The sequence below is a fragment of the Streptomyces sp. NPDC002643 genome, assembly GCF_053592555.1.
The window spans coordinates 1-22,013 of record NZ_JBSFVY010000037.1 but is presented as its reverse complement, the minus strand read 5'-3'; the positions used below and the strand labels follow the sequence as shown (position 1 = coordinate 22,013).

16 protein-coding genes and 1 pseudogene are annotated in these 22,013 nt (G+C 72.1%); 9 read left to right on the top strand and 8 right to left on the bottom strand.

All coding sequences use genetic code 11. The features are described from left to right. The first annotated feature begins 23 nt into the window (after nucleotides 1–23). Nucleotides 24–1,148 (top strand): GAF domain-containing protein, encoded by a 1,125-nt coding sequence (locus tag ACWD4G_RS37825; protein ID WP_451301814.1) that lies wholly within the window; start codon nucleotides 24–26, stop codon nucleotides 1,146–1,148. 69 nt (nucleotides 1,149–1,217) lie between these two features. On the opposite strand, the gene ACWD4G_RS37820 is transcribed toward ACWD4G_RS37825, so the two are convergent. Next, nucleotides 1,218–2,015 (bottom strand): RNA polymerase sigma factor SigF, encoded by a 798-nt coding sequence (locus ACWD4G_RS37820; protein ID WP_451301812.1) that lies wholly within the window; start codon nucleotides 2,013–2,015, stop codon nucleotides 1,218–1,220. Nucleotides 2,016–2,304: 289 nt separating this feature from the next. Here ACWD4G_RS37820 and ACWD4G_RS37815 point away from each other — a divergent pair, with 289 nt between their 5' ends. Continuing rightward, nucleotides 2,305–4,137 carry a thiamine pyrophosphate-requiring protein gene (locus tag ACWD4G_RS37815; RefSeq protein ID WP_451301810.1) on the top strand — a complete coding sequence of 611 codons (1,833 nt, stop codon included), beginning with the start codon at nucleotides 2,305–2,307 and terminating at the stop codon, nucleotides 4,135–4,137. 61 nt (nucleotides 4,138–4,198) lie between these two features. Here ACWD4G_RS37815 and ACWD4G_RS37810 read toward each other — a convergent pair whose 3' ends face one another. Then, nucleotides 4,199–4,843: a TetR/AcrR family transcriptional regulator gene (locus tag ACWD4G_RS37810; protein WP_451301808.1), complete on the bottom strand. Its 645-nt coding sequence runs from the start codon at nucleotides 4,841–4,843 to the stop codon at nucleotides 4,199–4,201. A 205-nt stretch (nucleotides 4,844–5,048) separates the two neighbouring features. Here ACWD4G_RS37810 and ACWD4G_RS37805 point away from each other — a divergent pair, with 205 nt between their 5' ends. From ACWD4G_RS37805 to ACWD4G_RS37785, 5 genes are all read left to right on the top strand, one after another. After that, the gene (locus ACWD4G_RS37805; RefSeq protein ID WP_451301806.1) at nucleotides 5,049–5,618 is read left to right on the top strand and encodes a (2Fe-2S)-binding protein; all 570 of its coding nucleotides are present in this window, start codon (nucleotides 5,049–5,051) and stop codon (nucleotides 5,616–5,618) included. After that, complete coding sequence (locus ACWD4G_RS37800) at nucleotides 5,615–6,616, top strand: FAD binding domain-containing protein (protein WP_451301804.1); 1,002 nt, start codon at nucleotides 5,615–5,617, stop codon at nucleotides 6,614–6,616. Before ACWD4G_RS37805 ends, ACWD4G_RS37800 begins: the two co-directional genes overlap by 4 nt. Further along, on the top strand, nucleotides 6,613–8,727 hold the full coding sequence (locus ACWD4G_RS37795) for a xanthine dehydrogenase family protein molybdopterin-binding subunit (protein ID WP_451301802.1): 2,115 nt from the start codon (nucleotides 6,613–6,615) through the stop codon (nucleotides 8,725–8,727). The genes ACWD4G_RS37800 and ACWD4G_RS37795 overlap by 4 nt, the downstream gene beginning before the upstream one ends. Continuing rightward, nucleotides 8,720–9,919 (top strand): XdhC family protein, encoded by a 1,200-nt coding sequence (locus ACWD4G_RS37790; protein WP_451301800.1) that lies wholly within the window; start codon nucleotides 8,720–8,722, stop codon nucleotides 9,917–9,919. The genes ACWD4G_RS37795 and ACWD4G_RS37790 overlap by 8 nt, the downstream gene beginning before the upstream one ends. Nucleotides 9,920–10,137: 218 nt before the next feature. Beyond that, nucleotides 10,138–11,616 carry an MFS transporter gene (locus tag ACWD4G_RS37785; RefSeq protein WP_451301798.1) on the top strand — a complete coding sequence of 493 codons (1,479 nt, stop codon included), beginning with the start codon at nucleotides 10,138–10,140 and terminating at the stop codon, nucleotides 11,614–11,616. A 240-nt stretch (nucleotides 11,617–11,856) separates the two neighbouring features. Here ACWD4G_RS37785 and ACWD4G_RS37780 read toward each other — a convergent pair whose 3' ends face one another. From ACWD4G_RS37780 to ACWD4G_RS37765, 4 genes are all read right to left on the bottom strand, one after another. Continuing rightward, nucleotides 11,857–13,872, bottom strand: coding sequence for an FtsX-like permease family protein (locus tag ACWD4G_RS37780; protein WP_451301796.1), 2,016 nt, complete (start codon nucleotides 13,870–13,872; stop codon nucleotides 11,857–11,859). 41 nt (nucleotides 13,873–13,913) lie between these two features. Continuing rightward, nucleotides 13,914–14,609 carry an ABC transporter ATP-binding protein gene (locus ACWD4G_RS37775; RefSeq protein ID WP_451301794.1) on the bottom strand — a complete coding sequence of 232 codons (696 nt, stop codon included), beginning with the start codon at nucleotides 14,607–14,609 and terminating at the stop codon, nucleotides 13,914–13,916. A 427-nt stretch (nucleotides 14,610–15,036) separates the two neighbouring features. After that, entirely contained in the window at nucleotides 15,037–16,401 is a 1,365-nt protein-coding gene (locus ACWD4G_RS37770; RefSeq protein WP_451301792.1) for an alpha/beta hydrolase, read from the bottom strand. Between the two features lie 248 nt (nucleotides 16,402–16,649). Then, nucleotides 16,650–18,908, bottom strand: a complete 2,259-nt coding sequence (locus tag ACWD4G_RS37765) for a glycoside hydrolase family 3 C-terminal domain-containing protein (protein ID WP_451301790.1) — start codon at nucleotides 18,906–18,908, stop codon at nucleotides 16,650–16,652. Nucleotides 18,909–19,163: 255 nt separating this feature from the next. Between ACWD4G_RS37765 and ACWD4G_RS37760 the strand changes: the two genes are divergently transcribed. Then, nucleotides 19,164–20,147: a LacI family DNA-binding transcriptional regulator gene (locus ACWD4G_RS37760; RefSeq protein WP_451301788.1), complete on the top strand. Its 984-nt coding sequence runs from the start codon at nucleotides 19,164–19,166 to the stop codon at nucleotides 20,145–20,147. 304 nt (nucleotides 20,148–20,451) lie between these two features. Here ACWD4G_RS37760 and ACWD4G_RS37755 read toward each other — a convergent pair whose 3' ends face one another. Continuing rightward, a complete protein-coding gene (locus ACWD4G_RS37755) occupies nucleotides 20,452–20,694 on the bottom strand; it encodes a hypothetical protein (protein WP_451301786.1) in 243 nt (80 codons plus the stop codon). Further along, complete coding sequence (locus ACWD4G_RS37750; RefSeq protein ID WP_451301784.1) at nucleotides 20,664–21,404, bottom strand: DUF4982 domain-containing protein; 741 nt, start codon at nucleotides 21,402–21,404, stop codon at nucleotides 20,664–20,666. Before ACWD4G_RS37750 ends, ACWD4G_RS37755 begins: the two co-directional genes overlap by 31 nt. Nucleotides 21,405–21,672: 268 nt before the next feature. Here ACWD4G_RS37750 and ACWD4G_RS37745 point away from each other — a divergent pair. Next, a pseudogene (locus tag ACWD4G_RS37745) lies at nucleotides 21,673–22,013 on the top strand (hypothetical protein); the annotation flags it as partial.

Here is a 22,013-nt window from a genome sequence, read left to right as displayed (position 1 = left end):
CGTCCCCGCGTTAGGTTCGTCGCATGACGCAGACGGACGAATTCGGTGAGGAGCTTGCGGATTTCGTGCGCCGCATCGCGGAACTCAAGGCGGCCCGTTCGGTACCGACGGGCGAACTGCACACCGTGCTGGACGCGGCGATCTTCGAACTCGACCATGTGGCCGACCAGTTGTGGCCGTGGTACGAGCGGCTGACCACCTCCGGCCCGTCCGGCGGGACCTCTTCGGCGGCCAGGGAACAGCAGTTGCTGAAGGCGGTCTTCCAATGTCTGCCGCTGCCCCTCGTGTTGATGGACCGCGAGACCGTGGTGCGACGGCTCAACCAGTCGGCGACCGCGTTCACCGGCGTACGCGCCGGGTACGCGACGGGGCGCCCGCTCACCGGGTTCCTGGCGCACGCCGACCGGATAGCGTTCCGGGGCCAGGCGGCGGCCGTGGCGCGCGGGGACGGCGACCGCGGTCTGACCGTCCATCTCCAGCAGCGCCCCTCGGTACCCGTGCGCGCCACGCTGACCGCCCTGCGCCCGAGCAGCGAGCCCCGCAACACCGTGCTGGTGGTCCTGCAGCCGGCCGGTGACCGTATGCCGTCCGTCGAACACAGCACGCGCCCCCTGCCCGACCTCACCGAGGCGACCCGCCACGCGGCCCTGATGGACCTGCTGGACGCCATGACCACGGCACTGCTCACAGCGCCCGCCGCCGAGGCCCTGGACCGTGCGGCCCAGGTCCTCCACGACCGTTTCGCGGACTGGGTGATCGTCGACACCACGGCCCCGCACCTCACCCGGAGGTTCGCCCTCGCCCCCTCGGACCAGGACGCGACATCCGTGGCGAACCAGAACCCCGAGACCTGCCCGCTGGTCCTGGACACCGCCCGAACCGCCTCACCGGCCCTGCAGATCCGCCCCGCCGACCCCAGCGCCTTCGGCCAGGACGACTCGGGCGCCCCCGTCCTCGTCAAGGCCGACGTGACGTCCCTGCTGTCCGTCCCCCTGACCACGCGAGACGGCAAGGTGACCGGCGTACTGACCCTCTTCCGCACCGGCCCCCGCCTGGCCTTCTCCATGGCAGAGGCAAAGGCGATGGACACGATGTCCCGCCATATCGCCCTGGCAATGAAACGAGGCCCTGGCAGGAGCGCCCCTTAAGGGGCGCGAGGAACTGCGCGACGAGCCACAACGAACCGTCAGCCCGCAACGCACCCGCACCCCCCTCCCCTACGCGGCGGCGTCACTCATCACCTGCTCCCGCAACCGCTCACAACACCGACTGATCAACCGGGACACATGCATCTGCGAGATCCCCATCCGCTCGGCGATCCGGCTCTGCGTCATGTCCCCGAAGAACCGCATGTACAGAATCGCCCGCTCCCGCTCCGGCAGCGCGGCCAGCCGAGGCTTGACGGCCTCACGGTCCACGACCGTGTCCAGCGCCGGATCGGGGGCGCCCAGCGCGTCGCTGAGCGAGTAGCCGTCCTCGCTCCCCGGCATCTCGGCGTCCAGCGACAACGCGGTGAAACTCTCCAGCGCCTCCAGCCCGACCCGGACGTCCTCCTCGCTCATCCCGGCGTGCCGGGCGATCTCCGTGACGGTGGGCCTGCGCCCGGAGATGGTCTGTGACAGGTCCTGGCTGGCGAACCGGACGCGGTTGCGCAGGTCCTGGACGCGGCGCGGCACATGCAGGGTCCACATGTGGTCGCGGAAGTGCCGCTTGATCTCGCCGGTCACGGTGGGCACGGCGTAACTCTCGAACGCGTTGCCGCGCGCCGGGTCGTAGCGGTCGACGGCCTTGACGAGGCCGAGCGCGGCGACCTGGCGCAGATCCTCGTAGCTCTCGCCGCGGCTGCGGAACCGTCCCGCGAGCCGTTCGGCCATGGGCAGCCACGCCTCGACGATCTCGTCACGGAGGGTGTCCCGCTGCGGGCCGTCGGGAAGGGCGGCCAGTTCTCGGAACGCCTCCGCGGTGTCGGGGGCGTCGTCGTGGGGGTGGTGCTTCGCGCTTGCCTGTGTACGCATGGTGCGTCGCAACTCCCTGGCTGATGCTGTGGGTTGGACAGTCACCGTGGGAGCGCGGACCTGCACGCGGATGTGTGCGCGACGGGGCACACCCGTGGCGGTCTACCGGCCGCTCCCACGGACGTGCCTCCTGTCCGAAGCACTGCGGTTCACCTGCCCGTGACCGTCTCCGGCAAACACCCCAGGTTTCCCATGGCCGCCGCGGGTGACTCGGACGGAGATCGCCATCGCGGGCGCCCGCTCGGAGCGCCGCCCGTCCGCACCCCGTCCGGCATCCGGGAGGTCCGGTATGAGCACCAAGGTCGCCGATCACATCCTGCGGAGGCTGCGGGAATGGGGGGTGGAGGAGGTCTTCGGGTATCCCGGTGACGGCATCAACGGCCTGCTCGCCGCCTGGGGCCAGGCCGAGGACCGGCCGAGGTTCATCCAGTCGCGGCACGAGGAGATGTCCGCGTTCCAGGCGGTCGGTTACGCCAAGTTCTCCGGCCGGCTCGGAGTGTGCGCGGCGACCTCGGGGCCGGGCGCGATCCATCTGCTGAACGGGCTGTACGACGCCAAGCTGGACCATGTGCCGGTGCTGGCGATCGTCGGCCAGACCCACCGCAGCGCGATGGGCGGCTCGTACCAGCAGGAGGTGGATCTGCACACCCTGTTCAAGGACGTGGCCTCGGACTTCGTCGAGACGGTGACCGTGCCGGAGCAGCTCCCGAACGTCCTGGACCGGGCCATCCGCACGGCGTACGCCCGGCGCGCGCCGACCGCCGTCATCGTCCCCGGCGACGTACAGGAGCTGGACTACGCGGCGCCGACGCACGAGTTCAAGATGGTCCCCTCCAGCCTGGACCGCAGCGGCTGGACGGCGATCCCGTCGGCCGAGTCCGTCGAGCGGGCCGCGGAGATCCTGAACGCCGGGGACAAGGTCGCGATCCTGGTCGGCCAGGGTGCCGCGGGGGCCCGTGCCGAGGTCGAGCGGATCGCGGAGGTGCTGGGCGCGGGCGTCGCCAAGGCTCTGCTCGGCAAGGACGCGCTGAGCGACGAGCTGCCGTATGTCACCGGGTCGATCGGGCTGCTGGGCACGCGTCCCTCGTACGAGCTGATGCGGGACTGCGACACGCTGCTGACGATCGGCTCGTCGTTCCCGTACTCGCAGTTCCTGCCGGAGTTCGGCAAGGCACGGGCGGTGCAGATCGACATCGATCCGCACATGGTCGGGATGCGCTACCCGTACGACGTGAATCTGGTCGGGGACGCGCGGGCGACGCTGGAGCGGCTGATCCCGCTGATCGACGCCGCGCGGGGGCGTGAGTGGTACGACACGGTGTGCGACAACGTGGCCCGCTGGCGTGAGGTGATGGCGCGGCGCGCGGAGCTGTCGGCCGATCCGATCAACCCGGAGTACGTGGCCCATGTACTCGATCCTCCCCCACTGCCTGAAGGGCGTGGGAGGTGCCCCCAGCTGCCGGAGAACGCGATCATCTCCTCGGACTCGGGTTCGGCGGCGAACTGGTACGCCCGGCATCTGACCATGCGGGGCACGATGCGGTCGTCGTTGTCGGGGACGCTGGCGACGATGGGGTGCGGGGTGCCGTACGCGATCGGCGCGAAGTTCGCCCATCCGGACCGTCCGGCGATCGCGCTGGTCGGGGACGGGGCGATGCAGATGAACGGGCTGGCGGAGCTGATCACGGCCGCGAAGTACCGGCACCGCTGGGAGGACCCGCGGCTGGTGGTGGGTGTGTGGAACAACCACGATCTGAACCAGGTGACCTGGGAGCTGCGGGCGATGGGCGGCGAGCCGTCGTTCCTGCCCTCGCAGGAGCTGCCGGACGTCCAGTACGCCGCCTTCGCCCGCTCGCTGGGCCTGACCGGCGTACGGGTGGAGAAGCCGGAGGACGTCGAGGCGGGCTGGCGCGCGGGGCTTGAGGCCGACGGCCCGGCGGTCGTGGAGTTCCTGACGGACCCGGCGGTGCCGCCGATCCCGCCGCACGCCACCTGGGAGCAGATGGAGGCCACGGCCGCGTCGATCCTCAAGGGTGACGCCGACCGGGGCGCGATGGTCAAGCAGGGCTTCAAGGCGAAGGTCCAGGAGTTCCTTCCGGGCCACAGGGAGCACAAGCGGTAGGCGGGGGACGTCGAACAGGTCGGCGGCGAGGCCGCGGTGGTCGCGTTCGGGGCCATGAGGGCTAGGGCGTGGGCGGCACGCAGGTGCCGGTCGCCGCGGCGCGCAGGAGCGGCTTGGTCAGGAGGGCCATCTCCGACGGCGTTCGCGGGCATCCGCGCCGCAGCCAGTCCGTGGCCACACCGATGAGCGCGCCCGCGACGAACGCCGCCGGCACGTCGTGCGGGGTGTCGGACGGGGCCGCCGGGTCCGACGCCGTGGACTCGTCCGTCGCGGCGAGCTCTCCCAAGGAGTGGGCGGCGGCCGTGGTGCGCAGGCGCACGTGTTCGATGACGCGTGCGCTGCCCGTCGGCCCCAGCAGACCGCGGTAGAGGCCCGCATGCTCGGCGAAGTGCGCGAAGAAGGCCGTCAGTTGCGGGTCCGGGGCCTCCGTGGAATCAGCCGGGTCCACATGGGCGGGGTCGAGGGCGAGGACGAATCCGATCAGGTCGTCGATCATCGACGTGCAGGCGGCCTCGGCCAGTTCGTGCACGTCCCGGTAGTGGTCGTAGAACGTCGAGCGGCTCACCTCGGCCCGCTCGACGATGTCGGCGACGCTGATCCGGGGCAGGTCCCGCTCCTCGACGAGATCGATCAGGGCGCGCCGCAGCGTGGCTCGGGTGCGCCGTACCCGTCGATCACCCGACGGGGCGCTGCCGCTCTTGGTCATGGACATCCTCACCTTGTCTTCTCACCACATACAGGTTTATCTACAGATGCAGTTTTCCAATCAGCTGCCGGAAATCCTACATCTGTAGGTTATGGTGCTCGTGGATGCCGCCGCAGGTGATCGACGGCGGTATGACCACCGCGACTGATCCGCGCCGCGTTCGCGCCCGTTTTCCCTGCCGAGAAGATCCTGAGAGGACCTGATCGTGGCTTCACCCCCCTCCTCCACCTTCAGCGACATCACCCTGACCGTGAACGGTCGGAAGCACTCGCTGTCCGTCGACCACCGCACCACGCTGCTCGACGCCCTGCGCGAGCGTCTTGATCTCACCGGTACCAAGAAGGGCTGCGACCAGGGCCAGTGCGGCGCCTGCACGGTGCTGATGGACGGCCGCCGGGCGGTGTCCTGCCTGCAGTTGGCGGTGGCCGCCGAGGGCCGGGACATCACCACCGTCGAAGGCCTGGCCGACGGGGAGCGGCTGCATCCGGTGCAGCAGGCGTTCCTCGACCTGGACGGATTCCAGTGCGGCTACTGCACACCGGGGCAGATCTGTTCGGCCGTCGCGGTGATCGAGGAGCATGCGGCGGGCTGGCCGAGTGCCGCCACCGCCGACGTCCGCCCGGAAGCGGGATCGCCGACGCTGACCGCGGAGGAGATCCGGGAGCGCATGAGCGGCAACCTGTGCCGTTGCGGCGCCTACGTCCAGATCGCGCAGGCCGTCGAGCGGGCCGCGCGGGTGCGGACGGAACCGGCCCGGAAGGAGGCCGTGGCATGAGGGAGTTCGGTTACGAGCGCGCCTTCGACGTCCCGGGCGCCCTGGGGCTGATGGAGGCCGCCCCCGAGGCACGCTTCCTCGCGGGCGGCACCAACCTGATCGATCTGATGAAGACCGGTGTGGAGCGGCCCGCACGGCTGGTCGACATCCGCGAACTCTCCCTCGACCGGATCGAGTCGACGGACGAGGGGGGTCTGCGTATCGGTGCCACCGTCACCAACAGCGATCTGGCCGCCCACCCGGAAGTGCGGCGCCGCTACCCGGCGCTGTCACAGGCCGTCCTGGCCGGTGCGTCGGGGCAGTTGCGCAACATGGCCACCGTCGGCGGGAATCTGCTGCAGCGCACCCGCTGCGGCTACTTCGCCGATGTGACCCGGCCGTGCAACAAGCGCCTGCCCGGCAGCGGTTGCCCCGCGATCGAGGGCGAGCACCACAACCACGCGATCCTCGGCGCCTCCGAGCACTGTGTGGCCACGCACCCCTCCGACATGGCGGTCGCGCTCCTCGCCTTCGACGCCGTGGTGTCGTACGAGAGCGCCGACGGGCCCGGGGAGATGCCGCTCGCGGCGCTCCATCTTCCCGTGTGGGACACCCCGCACCTGGAGACCTCGCTGCCGCCCGGTGCCCTGATCACCGGCGTCACCCTGCCGCCCGCCCCGGTCGCCGCCAGCTCCCGTTACCGCAAGGTCCGCGAGCGCGCCTCCTACGCCTTCGCGATCGGCTCCCTCGCCGCCGCCCTCGACGTCCGGGACGGCGTCGTACAGGACGCCCGTCTCGCCTTCGGAGCGGTCGCCTCCCGGCCGTGGCGCGCGCGGAAGGCCGAGCGGGCGCTGGTCGGAGGTCCGGTGACCCCCGAGGCGTTCGCCGCCGCCGCGGACGCCGAACTGGCCAACGCCAGACCGCTGCCCCACAACACGTACAAGGTGCCGCTCATACGCAACCTCGTCGTGGCCGTGCTGACCGAACTCGCCCGCGAGACCGAGGAGTCCGACCGATGACCACGACCGTTCAGGGCTCCGTAGGCACGGCGCGCAGCCGTATCGAGGGCCGCGACAAGGTCACCGGAGCGGCCCGTTACTCGGCGGAGATCCCCCTCGCCGGGCTCGCCCACGGCCGGCTGGTGCTGTCCACCGTCGCCCGCGGCCGAATCCGCTCGATGGAGAGGGCTTACGTCCAGGGCATGCCGGGCGTGCTGGCTGTCCTGAACCACGAGAACGCCCCGCGTGTCACCACCGGTTACACCGGTTTTCTGGGTACCCCGGCCGATCCTTCCGCGGCTGTCTTCCAGGACGACCTGGTGAGACACATGGGCGCGCCGGTGGCGCTGGTTGTCGCCGAGTCGCCGGAGCAGGCCCAGGAGGCCGCCGAAGCGCTGGTGGTGCACTACGCCGAGGAGCCGCACGACACGGTGTTCTCCGCGAATCGCCCGGACGCGGAGCCGATGGACGACGTGAGTGGGCCGGCGGTGACGGAGAAGGGCGACCTGGAGGCGGAACTCGCCGCGTCCGCCGTGGTCGTGGACGCCGAGTACACCACGCCGGAGAACCACCACAACCCGATGGAGCCCCACGCGACGACGGCCTTCTGGGACGGCGACCGGCTGGAACTGATCGACTCCAGCCAGGGCACCGGAGTGGTCCACGGCGAACTGGCGCAGATGTTCTCGCTCGAACCGGGCTCGGTGCGCGTACGGTCCGAGCACGTCGGCGGCGCCTTCGGCAGCAAGTTGCTCCGCCCGCACCAAGTGGCCGCGGTGATGGCCGCGACCGTGCTTCGGCGCCCGGTCCGCGTCGTCCTGTCCCGCCCTCAGATGTTCTCGATCGCCGGCTACCGCAGCCCCACCGCACAGCGGATCAGGCTCGGCGCCGACCCGGACGGGCGGCTGCGCGCACTGCGGCACGAATCCCTGAACCAGACCTCGACCGTGCACAACTACGTCGAGGCCAGTGCCGGGATGTCCCGGGTGTCGTACGACGCCGCCGCCCACCACACGGTCCAGCGGGTGGTACGGCTCGATGTGCCGACGCCCGCCTGGATGCGTGCGCCGGGTGAGGCGCCGGGGTCGTTCGCGCTGGAGTCGGCGATCGACGAACTCGCCGAGAAGTGCGGTGTCGACCCGATCGAGCTGCGGGTGCGCAACGAACCCGAGCGCGGCCCGGTGTCCGGGCTGCCCTACGGCAGCCGCAGACTACTCGACTGCTTCCACGAGGGCGCCCGCCGGTTCGGCTGGGCGGAGCGCGACCCACGACCCGGTGTGCGCCGCGACGGCCGCTGGCTGCTCGGCACCGGGACGGCGGCGGCCTCCTTCCACGCGATGGCCATGCCGGCCACGGCGGCCGTGACGGCCGAGGCCGACGGCACCTTCACGGTGGGGATCAACGCGGCGGACGTCGGCACCGGGGCACGAACCGCGCTCACCCTCATCGCCGCCGACGCGCTTGAGGTGGCTCCGGAGCGGGTCCGGGTACGGATCGGGGACAGCGACCTCGGGCCGGCGTGGCAGGCCGGCGGGTCGATGGGCACCCGCTCATGGGCCTGGGCGATCAAGGACGCGGTCACCGAGTTGCGCAGGCAGCTCCAGCTGACCACCGGCATCCCGCCGGAGGGCATCACCGCGCGCTCCGACACCTCCGGGTCGGTCTTCGGTCTGACGCCGATGGAACGGCGTGCCTACGGGGCCCAGTTCGCGGAGGTCGCCGTGGACGTCGCCACCGGCGAGGTGCGGGTGCGGCGGATGCTGGGCATCTACGCGGCGGGCCGGATCATCAACCCGCTCACCGCCCGCAGCCAGTTCACCGGCGGCATGGTCTGGGGCATCTCGATGGCCCTGCACGAGGAGGCGATCAGGGACCACACCACCGGCGGCCTCGTCGGTGCCGACCTCGCGGGCTACCACGTCGCCGCGCACGCCGACGTCCCCGCCATCGAGGCGGACTGGGTGGACGACCCCGACCCGGACGACCCGATCGGCATCAAGGGCATCGGCGAGATCGGCATCGTGGGCGTCGCGGCGGCCGTCGCCAACGCGGTCTGGCACGCCACCGGCGTACGCCACCGCCATCTGCCCATCCGGCCCGACCGCGTCCTGATGGCAGGCGACGATGCTTGATCTCGCCGCCGAGTGGGGCCGCTGGACCGAGCAGGGCCGGGACTTCGCCGTCGCCACCGTCGTGCGGGTCGGCGGCAGCGCCCCGCGCCCTCCCGGCGCGGCCCTAGCCGTCTCCGACGACGGTACGGCCATCGGCTCGGTCTCCGGCGGCTGTGTCGAGGGCGCGGTGTACGACCTGTGCGTCCAGGCCCTCAGGGATGACATCACCGTGCTCGAAGAGTTCGGGTACAGCGACGACGACGCCTTCGCGGTCGGCCTGACCTGCGGCGGCACCATCGAGGTCCTCGTCACTCCGGTACGCGCCCACACAGCGGCCGGCAGGACGCTCGCCTCGGCGCTGTCGTACGTGGCACGCGACGAGGCGGTGGCACTCGCCCGCGTGCTCCGGGGGCCGGACGATCTGCTCGGCGGACTCCTCCTCGTACGCACCGACGGCTCGTACGAAGGCGGCCTCGGCGGCCACCCGGATCTGGACCGGACGGCCGCGGCCGAGACCCGGGCGATGCTGGCGGCGGGGCGCACCGGCACGGTCGACCTGCCGGCGGGCGGGGCGCCACGGGAGTCGGCCCCCGGGGAGTCGGGGGGACGATCACACCGCCCGGAGGGCCTCACCCTGTTCGTCGAGACACGCGTACCCCGGCCCCGGATGATCGTCTTCGGGGCGATCGACTTCGCGGCGGCGCTCGTACGGACCGGCAGGTTCCTCGGCTACCACGTGACCGTGTGCGACGCCCGCCCCACCTTCGCCACCCGGGCCCGCTTCCCCGACGCCGACGACATCGTCGTCGACTGGCCGCACCGGTATCTACGGCGGACGACGACCGACGAACGCACCGTTCTGTGTGTCCTCACCCACGACGCCAAGTTCGACATCCCCCTCCTGAAGGCGGCCCTGCCGCTGCCGGTCGCCTATATCGGCGCGATGGGCTCCCGTCGCACCCACGCCGACCGCGACCGGCGGCTGCGCGAGGCCGGTGTCAGTGAGCGGGAGCTGGCCCGCCTGCGCTCCCCGATCGGCCTCGACCTCGGCGCCCGCACACCGGAGGAGACCGCCGTCTCCATCGCGGCGGAGATCATCGCCGCTCGCCGGGGCGGGACGGGTGCGCCCCTCACCGGCTCACGAACCCCGATCCACCGCGACGACGCCAAGCCGCACACGGGGGCCCTCGCTCACGCCGGGGCCCTCGCTTGAGAGACCGGGTGCGCGCCCCTGCGCCACCAAGGCCCCGGCACGGCGGGGAGTGTCACGCGGGACCTGACCCTGCAGGCCGACGGCCGCGCCTCGGCCTCCCCGCCGACCCCCGCCCCTCCGCCCGCCGCCTTCCCCGCGCGACCGCGAGTTCGGTGGGCACGCGAGAAACGGACCCTCGGGTCCACCCACTCCTCTTTCCTTCTTGGGAGACATGACCCGTGGCAGTGACGCACGCGGCGAGACGCACACCCACAGGGCGGAGCCTGGCCATCCTCGGCCTGGCGGCGCTCGCCTTCTCTCTGGCCCAGACCTCCGTCGCGCCCGCGCTCGGTGCCATGGCCTCCTCCCTGCGCACCAACGCACCGAACATGACCTGGGCGCTGACCGGTTATCTGGTGGCCGCGGCCGTGCTGACGCCGGTGTTCGGGCGGCTCGGCGACATGTTCGGCAAGCGGCGCATGCTGGTGATCTCGCTCGTGCTGTTCGCTCTCGGCGGTGCGTTGGCCGCGCTGGGCGACAGCCTGGGCGTGGTGGTGGCCGGGCGGGTGGTGATGGGCGCGGGCGGCGGCATCTTCCCGCTCTGCTTCGGCATCGTCCGCGACGAGTTCCCCCAGGAACGGCGGCCCGGGGCGGTGGGGATCATCTCCGCGCTGGCCGGGATCGGCGGCGGGCTGGGGCTGCTGCTGGGCGGCCTGCTCGTGGACCACGCCTCGTACCGCTGGATCTTCTGGTCCGGCACCATGATGGCGGTCGTCGCGGCCGTCGCGGCGCGGTTCCTGCTGCCGGAGTCGCCGGTACGCACCCCCGGCAGGGTCGACTTCGCCGGAACCGTCCTGCTGGGAGCGGGCATCACCGCCCCGCTCATCGCCATCAGCCAGGCCGCGTCCTGGGGCTGGACCAGCGGCCCCACCCTGGGCCTGATCACCGTCGGCCCGGTCGTCCTCGTGGTCTTCGTCCTGGTCGAGCGGCGCACCGCCGAGCCACTGGTCGACATGACGGTACTGACACACCGGCCGGTGCTGATGACCAACGTCGCCACACTGCTGATCGGCTTCGGTATGTTCGGCGTCTTCCTCCTCGTGCCCCAACTCGTTCAGACGCCCACCGCGAGCGGGTACGGCTTCGGCGGCGACGCCACCCGGGCCGGGCTGCTGATGCTGCCCGGGTGCCTGATGATGCTGGTCACCAGTCCGCTCTCCGGTGTGCTGACCGCACGTTTCAACGGCAAGGTGCCGCTGGCGCTGGGCGGTGTCGTCACCGCGATCGGCATGGCCCTGCTCGCCGCCGGACATGGCTCCCAGGGGGCCGTCCTGGTCTTCACCATGGTCGTCTTCACCGGCATCGGCCTGGCCTTCGCCGCCATGCCGAACCTGATCGTGGACGCCGTGGAGGCGGGCAAGACCGGTGAGGCGACCGGGGTCAACGCCCTCATCCGGTCGGTGGGTTCCTCGCTCGGCAGCCAGATGATCGCCGGCATCCTCGCCAACAGCGTCACCGCACACCATCCACTGCCCACCGAGCATGCCTACACCGTGTCCTTCCTCGTCGGCGGCGCCGGCGCTCTGATCGCCGCGGTCGTCACCCTGTTCATCCCCCGCCCGCGCCATCACGCCCGAGTGCCTGCCCCGGACCAGGCCGGTGCCGCCGCCCCGCTCACCGAACCCGCCCTCACCGACTACGGCAGCCGGCGCACTTGACCCCCTGCACGGCCGGAGGCTGTCCCAGGGCTCACACCCCGGGACAGCCGGCTCACCGTCGACGGCTTCGACGGCGGCTGCGGCTGCGGTCGCGCGCGTCCCACGGCGGGCTGCGGCTGCGGTCGCGCGCGTACCACGGCGGGCTGCGGCTGCGACTGCGACTGCGACTGCGACTGCGACTGCGACGATCATGGTGACGCCGGTTCCGTAGCGAGCGGCGGTTCGACATCCACCATGGCGTCAGTCCGCCGCCTGTACCGGGCTCGCTGTCACCCTCCGCAGCAGGGGCCTGCTGCTGGCGATCGCGGCGAACATGGCCAGCGCGCCGACGACCACGCAGATCACCAGTCGCAGGGCGCCGTAGGTGTTGATCGCGGTGCCTGCCGCCTCGTTGAGCTGCATGGCGCCGAAGACACCCATCCCGGTGGTGCCGCCGGCCAGGACGGCCAGCGGGATGACGGTCTCGCGGCTCCGAGCCCGGTCCAGCACCTCCAGCGGAGTACCGGACAGCCGCAGCAGGCTGTACACCCGGCGCCGGTCCAGGACGTTCGCGGCGGCGGTGAGCCCGGCGGAGGCCGCCGCGACGAGGAAGCTCAGCACCAGGGTGGCGGTGCTGACGGCGGCGACGCGGGCGATGGCCGTGTCGTCGGACGCGGTCACGTACTCCCGCGTCAGCGGGTACCTGCCCGATCCGAGGGGCGTCAGCGCGGTGACGGCGGTGTCGATGCGCTCCTGCCCGCCCGAGACATGGGCGATCACCCCGGGCACACCGCCCAGCAGGCTCTCGTAGTCGTCCTCACTCGTGACGTCCACGGTCGCCGTGACGCCCGCCCGGCGCAGCGCCGTTCGGGCCTCGGAGGCGGCGTGCCGGGCGTCGGCGGCGTTCGCGGTGATCACCGCCACCTGGCCGTGGTGGCTCGGGCCGTCGGAACCCAGCGTGCTGACCGAGAAGAACCCGGCCACGAACCCGGCGAGCACCAGGCCGCTGACGGTGCGCCAGACCGCGCGGGGGTCGTCGCTGAGCCGACGCGCCGCCAGCAGCGTGGCCGGACACTTGGCGCGGCGGCCCACGATCCGGCCCAGCCGGTCCACCACCCACGGGCCGAACAGCCAGAACGCGCCGTAGAACAGCGCCAGCAGAGCGAGCAGCTGCCGGGTCTTGAGCTGCCCGCTGTCGCCCGTGGTCATCCAGATGTAGAGCAGGACGCCGACGAACAGCACCAGGCGGATCGCACGGGTGCGGCGCGGATCGGCCTGCTGGGCCACGCCCAGGGGGGAGGTGGCGACCTGACGCAGCATCGTCACCGCGCTGATGGTGATGAGGGTCGTGACCGCGGCCACGACCGCTGCCAGCCAGGGCAGTCCGACCCACAACTGGGCGGTGTACCAGCCGCCGACGCCGTACGGGAGCTGGGCGAGGACGGGCAGCAGCGCCGTGTAGGCGAGCGCGCCCGCCAGGGCACCGGCGGCGCCGACCCCCGCCGCCTCGACGGCGGTCATGGCGAGGATCTGCCGCGGTGTCGCCCCGGCCAGCCGCAGTGCGGCGAGTCGCTGCTCGCGCCGGGCCGCGCCGAGCCGCCCGGCGGCCGAGGCCAGCACGACGACCGGCATGACGAGCAGCACCACGCCCAGCAGCACGGTCCCCTGGTCGATTCCGGTGAACATGCTCGCCTTGGTGCCGGAGAATCCGGAGACGGTCGCGCGGCGGGTCAGTCCCTCGTCGTAGTAGTTCTGCTCCCCGGCGGTCTTGGCGACGGCCGGGTCGCCGGGCGCCCGTCCGACCACCGCGACCAGTTCGTCGGGCGAGGCGAGACCGGCGGCGCCGATCGTGCCGTAGGACGTCGTCTTCGGGAAGCGGTCGGCGAGTTGGCCGGCGGGGAGCTCGTGCAGCAGCTCGGCCAGGGCGGGAGAGACATACACCTGGCCCCGCTGCGGGAAGTCGCGTAGGCCGGGTGGGGCGGGGGTCGCCTCGCGGCCGGGGAGTTGGGCCAGGTTCACGACGGTGACGGGTTCCTGGCGGACGTAGGTCGTGGTCGTGGCCTGAACGGCCGTGGCTTCCTCGGCGGGTACGGCGTCGGGGGTGCGCCATGTGGTGTGGTCGGCGCGGGCGCCCGAACCGAGGGCGGCGGCGATCATCAGCAGCATGAGGAAGGAGCCGACGGCTGCGGCGCCGGCCGCGAGCAGCTGTGACTGAAGGCCGCGGCGGCCGGAGGACCTGGCGAGGTGCCAGGTCAGGGGCAGGACAGGGGAACGCATGGAAGGTGCTCCTGCTGGATCGGGCGACGGTGGACTCTGGATCAGGCGACGGTGAACTGGCTGTGGCCGCTGACGCGGCCGTCGCGGACCTGGAGTATCCGTCCGCAGTGGGCGGCGACGTCCGGGTCGTGGGTGACCATGACCAGGGCGGCACCGGTCTCCCGGGTGGCGAAGGTCAGCAGCTGGACCACCTCCGTGCTGGTGCGCTGGTCCAGTGCGCCTGTGGGCTCGTCGGCGAAGACCACGTCCGGCTCGACGGCCAGGGCGCGGGCGATGGCGACGCGCTGGGCCTGGCCGCCGGAGAGCTGGCCGGGCCGACGGTGCTCCAGGCCCTCCAGGCCGAGCGGGGCGAACCAGCGGCGGGCGCGGGCGACGGCCTCGCCGCGCGGTATGCCCTCCAGCATCAGCGGCAGCGCGGCGTTCTCCTCGGCGGGCAGCTCCGGCAGGAGCTGGCCGAACTGGAACACGAACCCGAACCGCTTGCGGCGCAACGCACTGAGCCGGTTCTCGCCCAGGTTGTCGATGCGCTCGCCGCGCAACAGCACCTGCCCGTCGTCGGGGCGGAAGATGCCGGCCAGGGTGTGCAGCAGGGTCGACTTGCCGGAGCCCGAAGGTCCCATGATCGCCAGCGACTCACGCTCGTGGACCTCCACGTCCACACCGGTCAGGGCGGTGGTGGGGCCGTACTTCTTGACGAGGCCGCAGCCGGCCAGAACGGTCGTGGTGCCGCGCTGCATCGTGTGCTCCTTCTGATGTCCGTGGTGGGGATGCGGCTCCACTTTCGCCCGCGCTCCCGGGCGCCCACCTCGGCCGAACGGTCAGGATCACGGGCCGTGCGTGCCGGCCACCTCCACCATTCGGCCGATCCGCCGCCGAGGGACCGACCGACGGTGATCGGCGGGAAGACCGTGTCGGCCCGCGGCTGTGCCCGGGGCCTCGCCATCGGTGCCCTGGTCACAGGTGCCCTGGTCACAGGTGCCCTGGTCGGCGCCGTCCTCCACGCGGGCTCCGAAGGAACGAGCGTCCTGCCGGCGATGAGTCCCCTGTGGCAGACCCCGGCCCCGGTGCTCGTCGGACTGGCCGCCGTACTGTGGCCGGCGCCGTCGGGCGGTGGGCAGCCCGCGCTCCAGGCGCCACCAGGACATCGCCTCCGCGCCGTGCCGCCTACGTGGTCGGCGGGTTCGGGTGGCGGACGAACGCCGACTCGCCCAGGCCGGTCGCGGCCGCGGCGGCGTTGAGGGCCCGGGGCCGCGTCACGGAGTCCCAGCGACCGGTGCTTCGGCGGTGGTCGACGGCCCGCACCGAGGCGACGACCTCGGCGGCGGTGAAGGCGCAGTGCCCCGGCCGGGCGACGAATGCCTGGCGCAGCAGCGATCCGTCGCCCGCGGCGCGAATCCGCCGGGCGAAGGTGAACTCCTGCTCCACCGGGACCAGGGGGTCGGCGGTGGTGTGCACGGTCAGCGTCGGCACGGCCAGCCCCTGGCCCGCTGTCGAAGTCGCCCTGAGCCGTGCCCGGGCACCGAGGTCGGCGTGCGTCTCCGGGGCGTCGGCGAGGGCTGCCAGGTCGGCCCGGAGGTCGAGTCCGGCCCTGGTGTACAGCGACCGGACGACGCCGGCGTGCCGGGAACGGCTCAGCAGGGCCGGGTAGTCGGTTCCGGCGGTGGTGGAGGGGTTGCCCCCGACCGCCGACTCGATGCTGTAACGGCCGTACCACAGAAGGAATTCGGCCACCCGTCGCACGCCCAGGTACTGCTGTTCCTGTCGGGCCTGTACGTCGCCGGGCGCGGGCGGGGCGCTGCCCTCGACCCAGTCGGTCTCGTCCAGCAGCGCCGCCACGAGCGCGATCCGGGCTCGTCCCTCGGGGGTCGCCTGCGCGGCGGTCACCGCGTCGAGCAGCCGCCGCCCGGCGGCCTCGGCCTCGGCGAGGTTCGCGTAACCGGCGAGCTCGACGGGCTCGCCGGGGAGCAGCAGCTCGGCGATCGCGACTTCGGCCCGCAACTGCTGGTCCAACGTGTCCACGGCCCCCGCGGTGATTCCGCACAGGGACAGTGCCGCGTCGATGCGCCCGCCGCCGTCCCGGGCCATGCGGGCGGCGACCAGGCCGCCCATGGACTGGCCCATGGCGATCGTGGCGTCGGGACGGCGCACCGCCCTCGTGAACGCGTCCAGCGTGGCGAACTGGTCCCGTTCGGCGCTGTTCAGCGCCCACCAGGACCCGTTGGGGTCGTAGGAGGAGCCGGCGAGCGCGTAGCCGGCGTCGAGCAGTGCGGTGCGGGCCTGCTCCGAGGGAGCCAGCTGGGGCTGGAGCGGGCCGAACCCATGGCTGAACAGCAGGAGTTCACCGTTCCAGTCGGCGGGGACGTCGGCGATCCAGACGGCTCCGTCGGCCAGGGTTCCGGTCAGGTGCAGGGGTGGGGCGTCGGTTTCGGGTACGGCGGCCTGGGCGGGGACCATGGTGAGTGCCGTCCACGCGAGGAGCGGCACCGCGATGAGGGTTCGGAGCGTCTTGCGGAACGTGGCGTGTGCCATACGGACCTCCAGTCGATGGGTCTGTCGCGATGGGCCCGGCCCCACCCGTCGGGCCGGAGACGCCCGCCCCCACACGTCGGGCCGGAGGCGCCCAGCCCCACCCGTCGGGCCGGACGGCCGCCCGGCCCGCTTCCGCCTCGTCGAAGTGTTCGAACCACGGGACGAGCAGCTCTGGTCGCTGACGACCGGAGCCCCGATGGCCCGGGCGAAGCGGGGAGAGAGGGGCCCGGGAGAGCGGGCCGGAACCGTCAAGGGCAGTCGACACTCGTCCGGGCGATCAGCCGGTCCATGTCCCCGAGGTCGAGTCGGCCTCCGCTCATCGCCACGAGCCTCGTCAGTGGCGGTGACTCCACCATGCGGAGGATCTCCCGGTCGTGCGCCATGGCCGAGCCCTCCTGCGTCCGGAAGGCCCGCCTCAGGAAGGGGCCGCCCACCGGATGGGCCAGCCACTCGCCGACGGAGGAGTCCGGGGAGAGCCGCTGGACGCCGGGCGGGGCGTCCACCGACATGGTGGCGCTGAGCCGGATGTCGCGGGAGGAGGAGCCGACCGCGATGTCGAAGTCACCGGGCTCCAGTACCCGGCGGCGCCGCGCGGCGCTGTAGAACGACAGGTCCCGCGCCCGGAGTTCGAAGGTGACGGGCACGCTTGTGCCGGGTGCGAGGTCGACCTTGGCGAAGGCCTTGAGTTCCTGTCGGGGACGGTCCACCGAGGCCTGTGGGTCGCCGACGTAGACCTGCACCACCTCCTTGCCTTGCCGGTCGCCCGTGTTGGTGACGGTCAACCGCAGCCGCACGACGACGTCATCGCCCTGCCCGTCGGTCTCGGCCCGCAGGTCGGAATAGCCGAAGGTCTTGTACGACAGTCCGTGCCCGAAGGGATGGGCGGCCTCCAGGTCCTTGCTGTCGTAGTAGCGGTAGCCGACGTACAGCCGCTCGCCGTAGGTGACCGTGCCCTCGGAACCGGGGAAGTTCAGATACGACGGGGTGTCCGCCAGGCGTGCGGGGATCGTCTCGGCCAACCGCCCGGAGGGGTTGACGCGGCCGAACAGGAGGTCGGCGACGGCCGCCCCGCCGCCCTGCCCGCCCAGCCAGACCTCAAGGATCGCCTTGGTGTGGTGCTGCCAGTCGCCGACCTCGACCAGTCCACCGTTGCTGAGGACGACGACGCGGGAGTTGACGGCGGCCACCGCTTCCGGCAAAGCGATCTGGCGCCGGGGCAGGCGGGCGTGGGTACGGTCGAAGCCCTCGGACTCCTCGTCCTCGGGCAGACCGAGGACGAGCAGGGCGACATCGGCGTCCGCGGCCGCGGCGACCGCGTCTTCGGCAAGCGTCGCTTCGTCCTCGCCGTCGAGGACGATGCCCGGGGCGAACCCCACCCGGACGCCCGGCCCGGCCGGCTCCCGCAGGGCGTCGAGGGCGTTGTCCTGCCGGGACGGGTTCACCCACGAGCTGCCGACGCCCTGGAACCGGGGTGTCCGTGCGAACGCGCCGATGACGGCCAGGCTCGTCGTCCCGGCCGGGTTCAGGGGCAGCAGCCCGGTCTCGTTCCTGAGCAGCACGGCGGACTCCCGGGCCACCCGCCTGGCGAGTTCGTGGTGCGGGGCGGTGTCGACCTCGACGTCCTCCGGTGCGGCCGTCCGCCGGACCAGTGCCGCCACACGCTCGACAGCCCGGTCGACCTGGGCCTCGTCCAGGTCGCCTCGGCGCACGGCCTCGACGATGCGCCGCTCGCTCTCGCCGCTCGTCCCGGGCATCTCCAGATCCAGCCCTGCGGCCACGGAGGCCACCGGGTCGTGCACCGCGCCCCAGTCCGACAGCACCACCCCGTCGAAACCCCACTGCCCCCGCTGCACCTCCGACAGCAACCAGGAGTTCTGTGCCGCGTACACGCCGTTGATCCGGTTGTAGGACGCCATCAGCGCCCAGGGACGTGCCTCGGTGACGATGTGCTCGAAGGCGGACAAGTAGATCTTCCGCAGCGTCCGCTCGTCGACCTCGGCGCTGACGCGCATCCGCTCCATCTCCTGATTGTTGGCAGCGAAGTGCTTGACGCAGGCCGCCACTCCCTGGCTCTGGATACCCCGGACGAGCGCGGCGCCGAGCCGTCCGGTGAGATGCGGGTCCTCCGACAGGTACTCGAAGTTGCGGCCGCAGTGCGGCGACCGCTTGATGTTGACTCCTGGTCCGAGCAGGACCGCGACGCCGGCCGCCCGGGCTTCCGCACCCAGCGCCTCGCCGACCGAGGCGAGCAGGTCGGGGTCCCAGGACGAGCCCAGGGCGGCTCCGGTGGGGAAGCACATGGCCGGAAGGCTCGCCCGGAAGGTGAACTGTTCGCTGTCGGACCGCGGTCTGCGCACGCCGTGGGGGCCGTCGGTGAGGACGATCGAGTCGAGGCCCGCGCGCTCGGCCGCCTTCGTGTACCAGCCTGCGGTGCCGGGCAGCAGCGCGGCCTTCTCGTGCAGGGCCAGCGATGCGAGCGTCTCGGCAGGTCGGATCTGATCTTCCACGAACGACCCCTCTGTCAGCTGTGGATGGATCAAGTAACACGTGTTATGAACACGTGTTACTCAATAGCAGGGGCTTTCCTGCCCGCGCAAGGGGTCAGCACGGACCGATCACGCCGGAAGACCACGACAACACGTGTTACGGCGAGCGCTCTACGATGTGGACAGACGCCCCGGCCCGACGAGACGACGCCCAGCCCGGACGAGACGACGCCCAGCCCGACGGGATGACGCCCCGGCCCGACGAACCGAGGACCCATGACCCGACCCGCCAAGCGCATCACGAGCAGTGACGTCGCCCGCGCCGCCGGCGTCTCGCGCACGACCGTCAGTTTCGTCCTCAACGACAAGCCCGGCCTGTCCATCCCCGAGGAGACCCGCCGGCGCGTCATGGACGCCGCACGGGAGCTCGACTACCGCCCCCACGCCGCCGCACGCGCGCTCCGCGTGGGCCGCAGCGACATCGCGCTGCTGGCCCTCCCCGACCTGCCCATCGGTCCGGGCATCAGCCGCTTCATCGAAGAACTCGCCGCGGCGCTCGCGGCCCACGGCCTGTCCCTGGTCACCCACCTTGAGGGAGCCCACGGACGCCCGCTGGCCGAGGTCTGCACGGCCATCGACGCGTCAGCGGTACTCGGCCTCCACCCCTTCGACACGGAGACCGCACAGGAGTTGCGCCGCGCCGGAGCCCAGGTCGTTCTGCCGACAGCGGAGCCGGCGAGCCGCACACCCACGACGGCGGTCGGCCGGCTCCAGGCCGAGTACCTCCTGCGCCGAGGACACCAGCGCCTGGGCTACGCCCTACCCGACGACCCCGCCCTCGGCGACTGGGCCGACGAGAGGCTCGACGGCGTCGCTCACACCTGCACGGCCAACCACCTCGCACCACCCGTGGCACTCACCGTCGCCCTCGATCCGGACGAAGCCGCGACGGTGGTGGACGTCTGGCGGCGGCAGCGAGTGACCGCCGTGTGCGCCTACAACGACGAAGTGGCGCTGGCCGTGCTGGCCGGGCTGCACCACCACGGCCTTCGGGCCCCTGAGGACATGGCCGTAATCGGCGCCGACGACATCCCGGCGGGCAGAGTGGCCGTTCCCCCGCTCACGACCCTCCGGTACGACCTCGCCCGCATCGGCCGTGAGCGGGCCCAGGCGGTGATCGCCGCCCTCGCGGGCGCCGAGGGGGGCGTGGATTTCACCTCGGCGGACTCACCACAACTCGTCGAACGCTCCTCCGCCTGACGCGCCGCTGCGCCCCGACGCACGCACACCGTCTTTACCCCACGGTCCGACTTCCGCCCAGCACCCACCCGAGGTACGGCCTGCTCGGCCATGGTCAAAGCCGCGCGGAAGCCTCGCCGCCACCGCAGATGACGGAAGACCGAAGCCGGACAGCCGACGTCGGCCCGATCCGCTCGCACCCCGCCGACGCGTTCTGAATGGAATCCGTATGGCCAACACCCGCACCGAGCGGCGTGGCAGGCGAGGAGAAGCAGACCTTCTCCGGCCGCTACGCGCTGATGCTCGTCGCATTGCTGTGGACCGCTCAGCTGCAGCCGCTCGGCGACCTGCTCATCGGCAACGCCCAGGCCGCGATCCCCGTCCACTTCCACACCACCCAGATCGCCTGGCTCTCCCTGTCCAGCTCCCTGCGTCCGGTTCCCAGGCCTTGGAGGACACCCGCACCCGATACCTCGACCTCGACACGGCGGTCGGCCCGTGGGGCCAGCACTCCGGCCCGGTCGCGCAGTTCGATCGTCAGGAAGGCCAGTTCCGCGGTGGAGGCCACGAGTTCGCCGCGGTCGGCCCGGACGTCCAGGACCGGGTCCCCCACTTCCGTGCGCAGCACCGTGCGTGCCTGCTCCTTCTGCGAGGTGAAGGCGACGGCACGACATCGAAGCGGGCCTGGAACCGCTGGTCGCGTCCCGGCGGCCGGCGGCCGACGCTGTCGCCGTTGAGCAGGAGTTCGGCCTCGTCGGCGTCGCTGTAGACGTCCACGGTCACCGGTGTTCCCGGCTCGACGTTCCAGGACCAGCCGGCCAGGCTGTCCGTCCAGGCCCACTGGCTTCTCGACCGCATGGTCTCGCGCCCGTGGTGCTGGGGGCGTTGGACGGCGATGTACGGTTCGTGGCGCAGCCCGAAGACGGTCTCCCGGTAGTACGACTGCGGGCGCCGGTAGCCGGTGATGTCGAGGTCACCGCACCCCGCGGTCAGCCACGGGTAGGGCGCTTCGGTGCCGGTGGGGCCCTCGTCCGCGTAGCGCATGCGGCCGATGCCCACTTCGCCCAGGTAGTCCCAGCCGGTCCAGGTGGAGTCACCGAGTACCTGGGGGTTGGCCTCGATCAGTCGCCAGTTGTCGGCGATGTTCGGGAACGTCTCGGTTCCGATCACGATCCTGTCCGGGTGGAGGTCGCGGTCGATCTCGTAGCGTCCCTCCCCGTAGTTGAGTCCGGCGACATCGACCGACGACAGCGACTCCTCCAGCCGGGCCGCGACCATGGGTGACGGGCCACCTGGTTCATCAGATCGCCGGCGGCGTTGCCCCCGCCCGCCGCCCGGTCGGGGTCGTCCGGAGGAACTGCTCGGCGAGGCCGATGGCCGGTACCTCTCCACGGAGGTCGTCGGCGGGTTCACCGGACGCATGCTCGCCGTCGAAGCGCTCTCGGGCCGGATCACCCTGCGGGAGTTCGGCTACCGGGACCGGTCGGCATCCGCGTCGAACGACTGAGCGCTCCGCCGGCTGTGCCGACAGCGGCTCCGCACCCCCTTGAGGACGCCGCCGAACCTCGGCCGACTTCACCGAGTCCGATCAACGGTCGTCGCGGCCCTCGGTGAGCGCACCGGCTGGGTCGGCGTCAACACCGCGGGCGAGGGCCAGTCCACGGCATCGCCCGCCCTGCCCGGCGACCAGGAAGAACTGTACGAGACCCACGACATCGGCCTCGCTTCCCTGGCCGCCTCCGGGTCCACACTGCCGGAAGCCGTACTGGAGCGCGTCCCGCAGGCGGACGGGGTGCTGCTCGGCCCCGTCTCGCACTACGACTACCCGCCGCGCGCCGAGGGCGGCATCAACCCCTCGGCCGAACTGCGCACCGTCTTCCAGCTCTA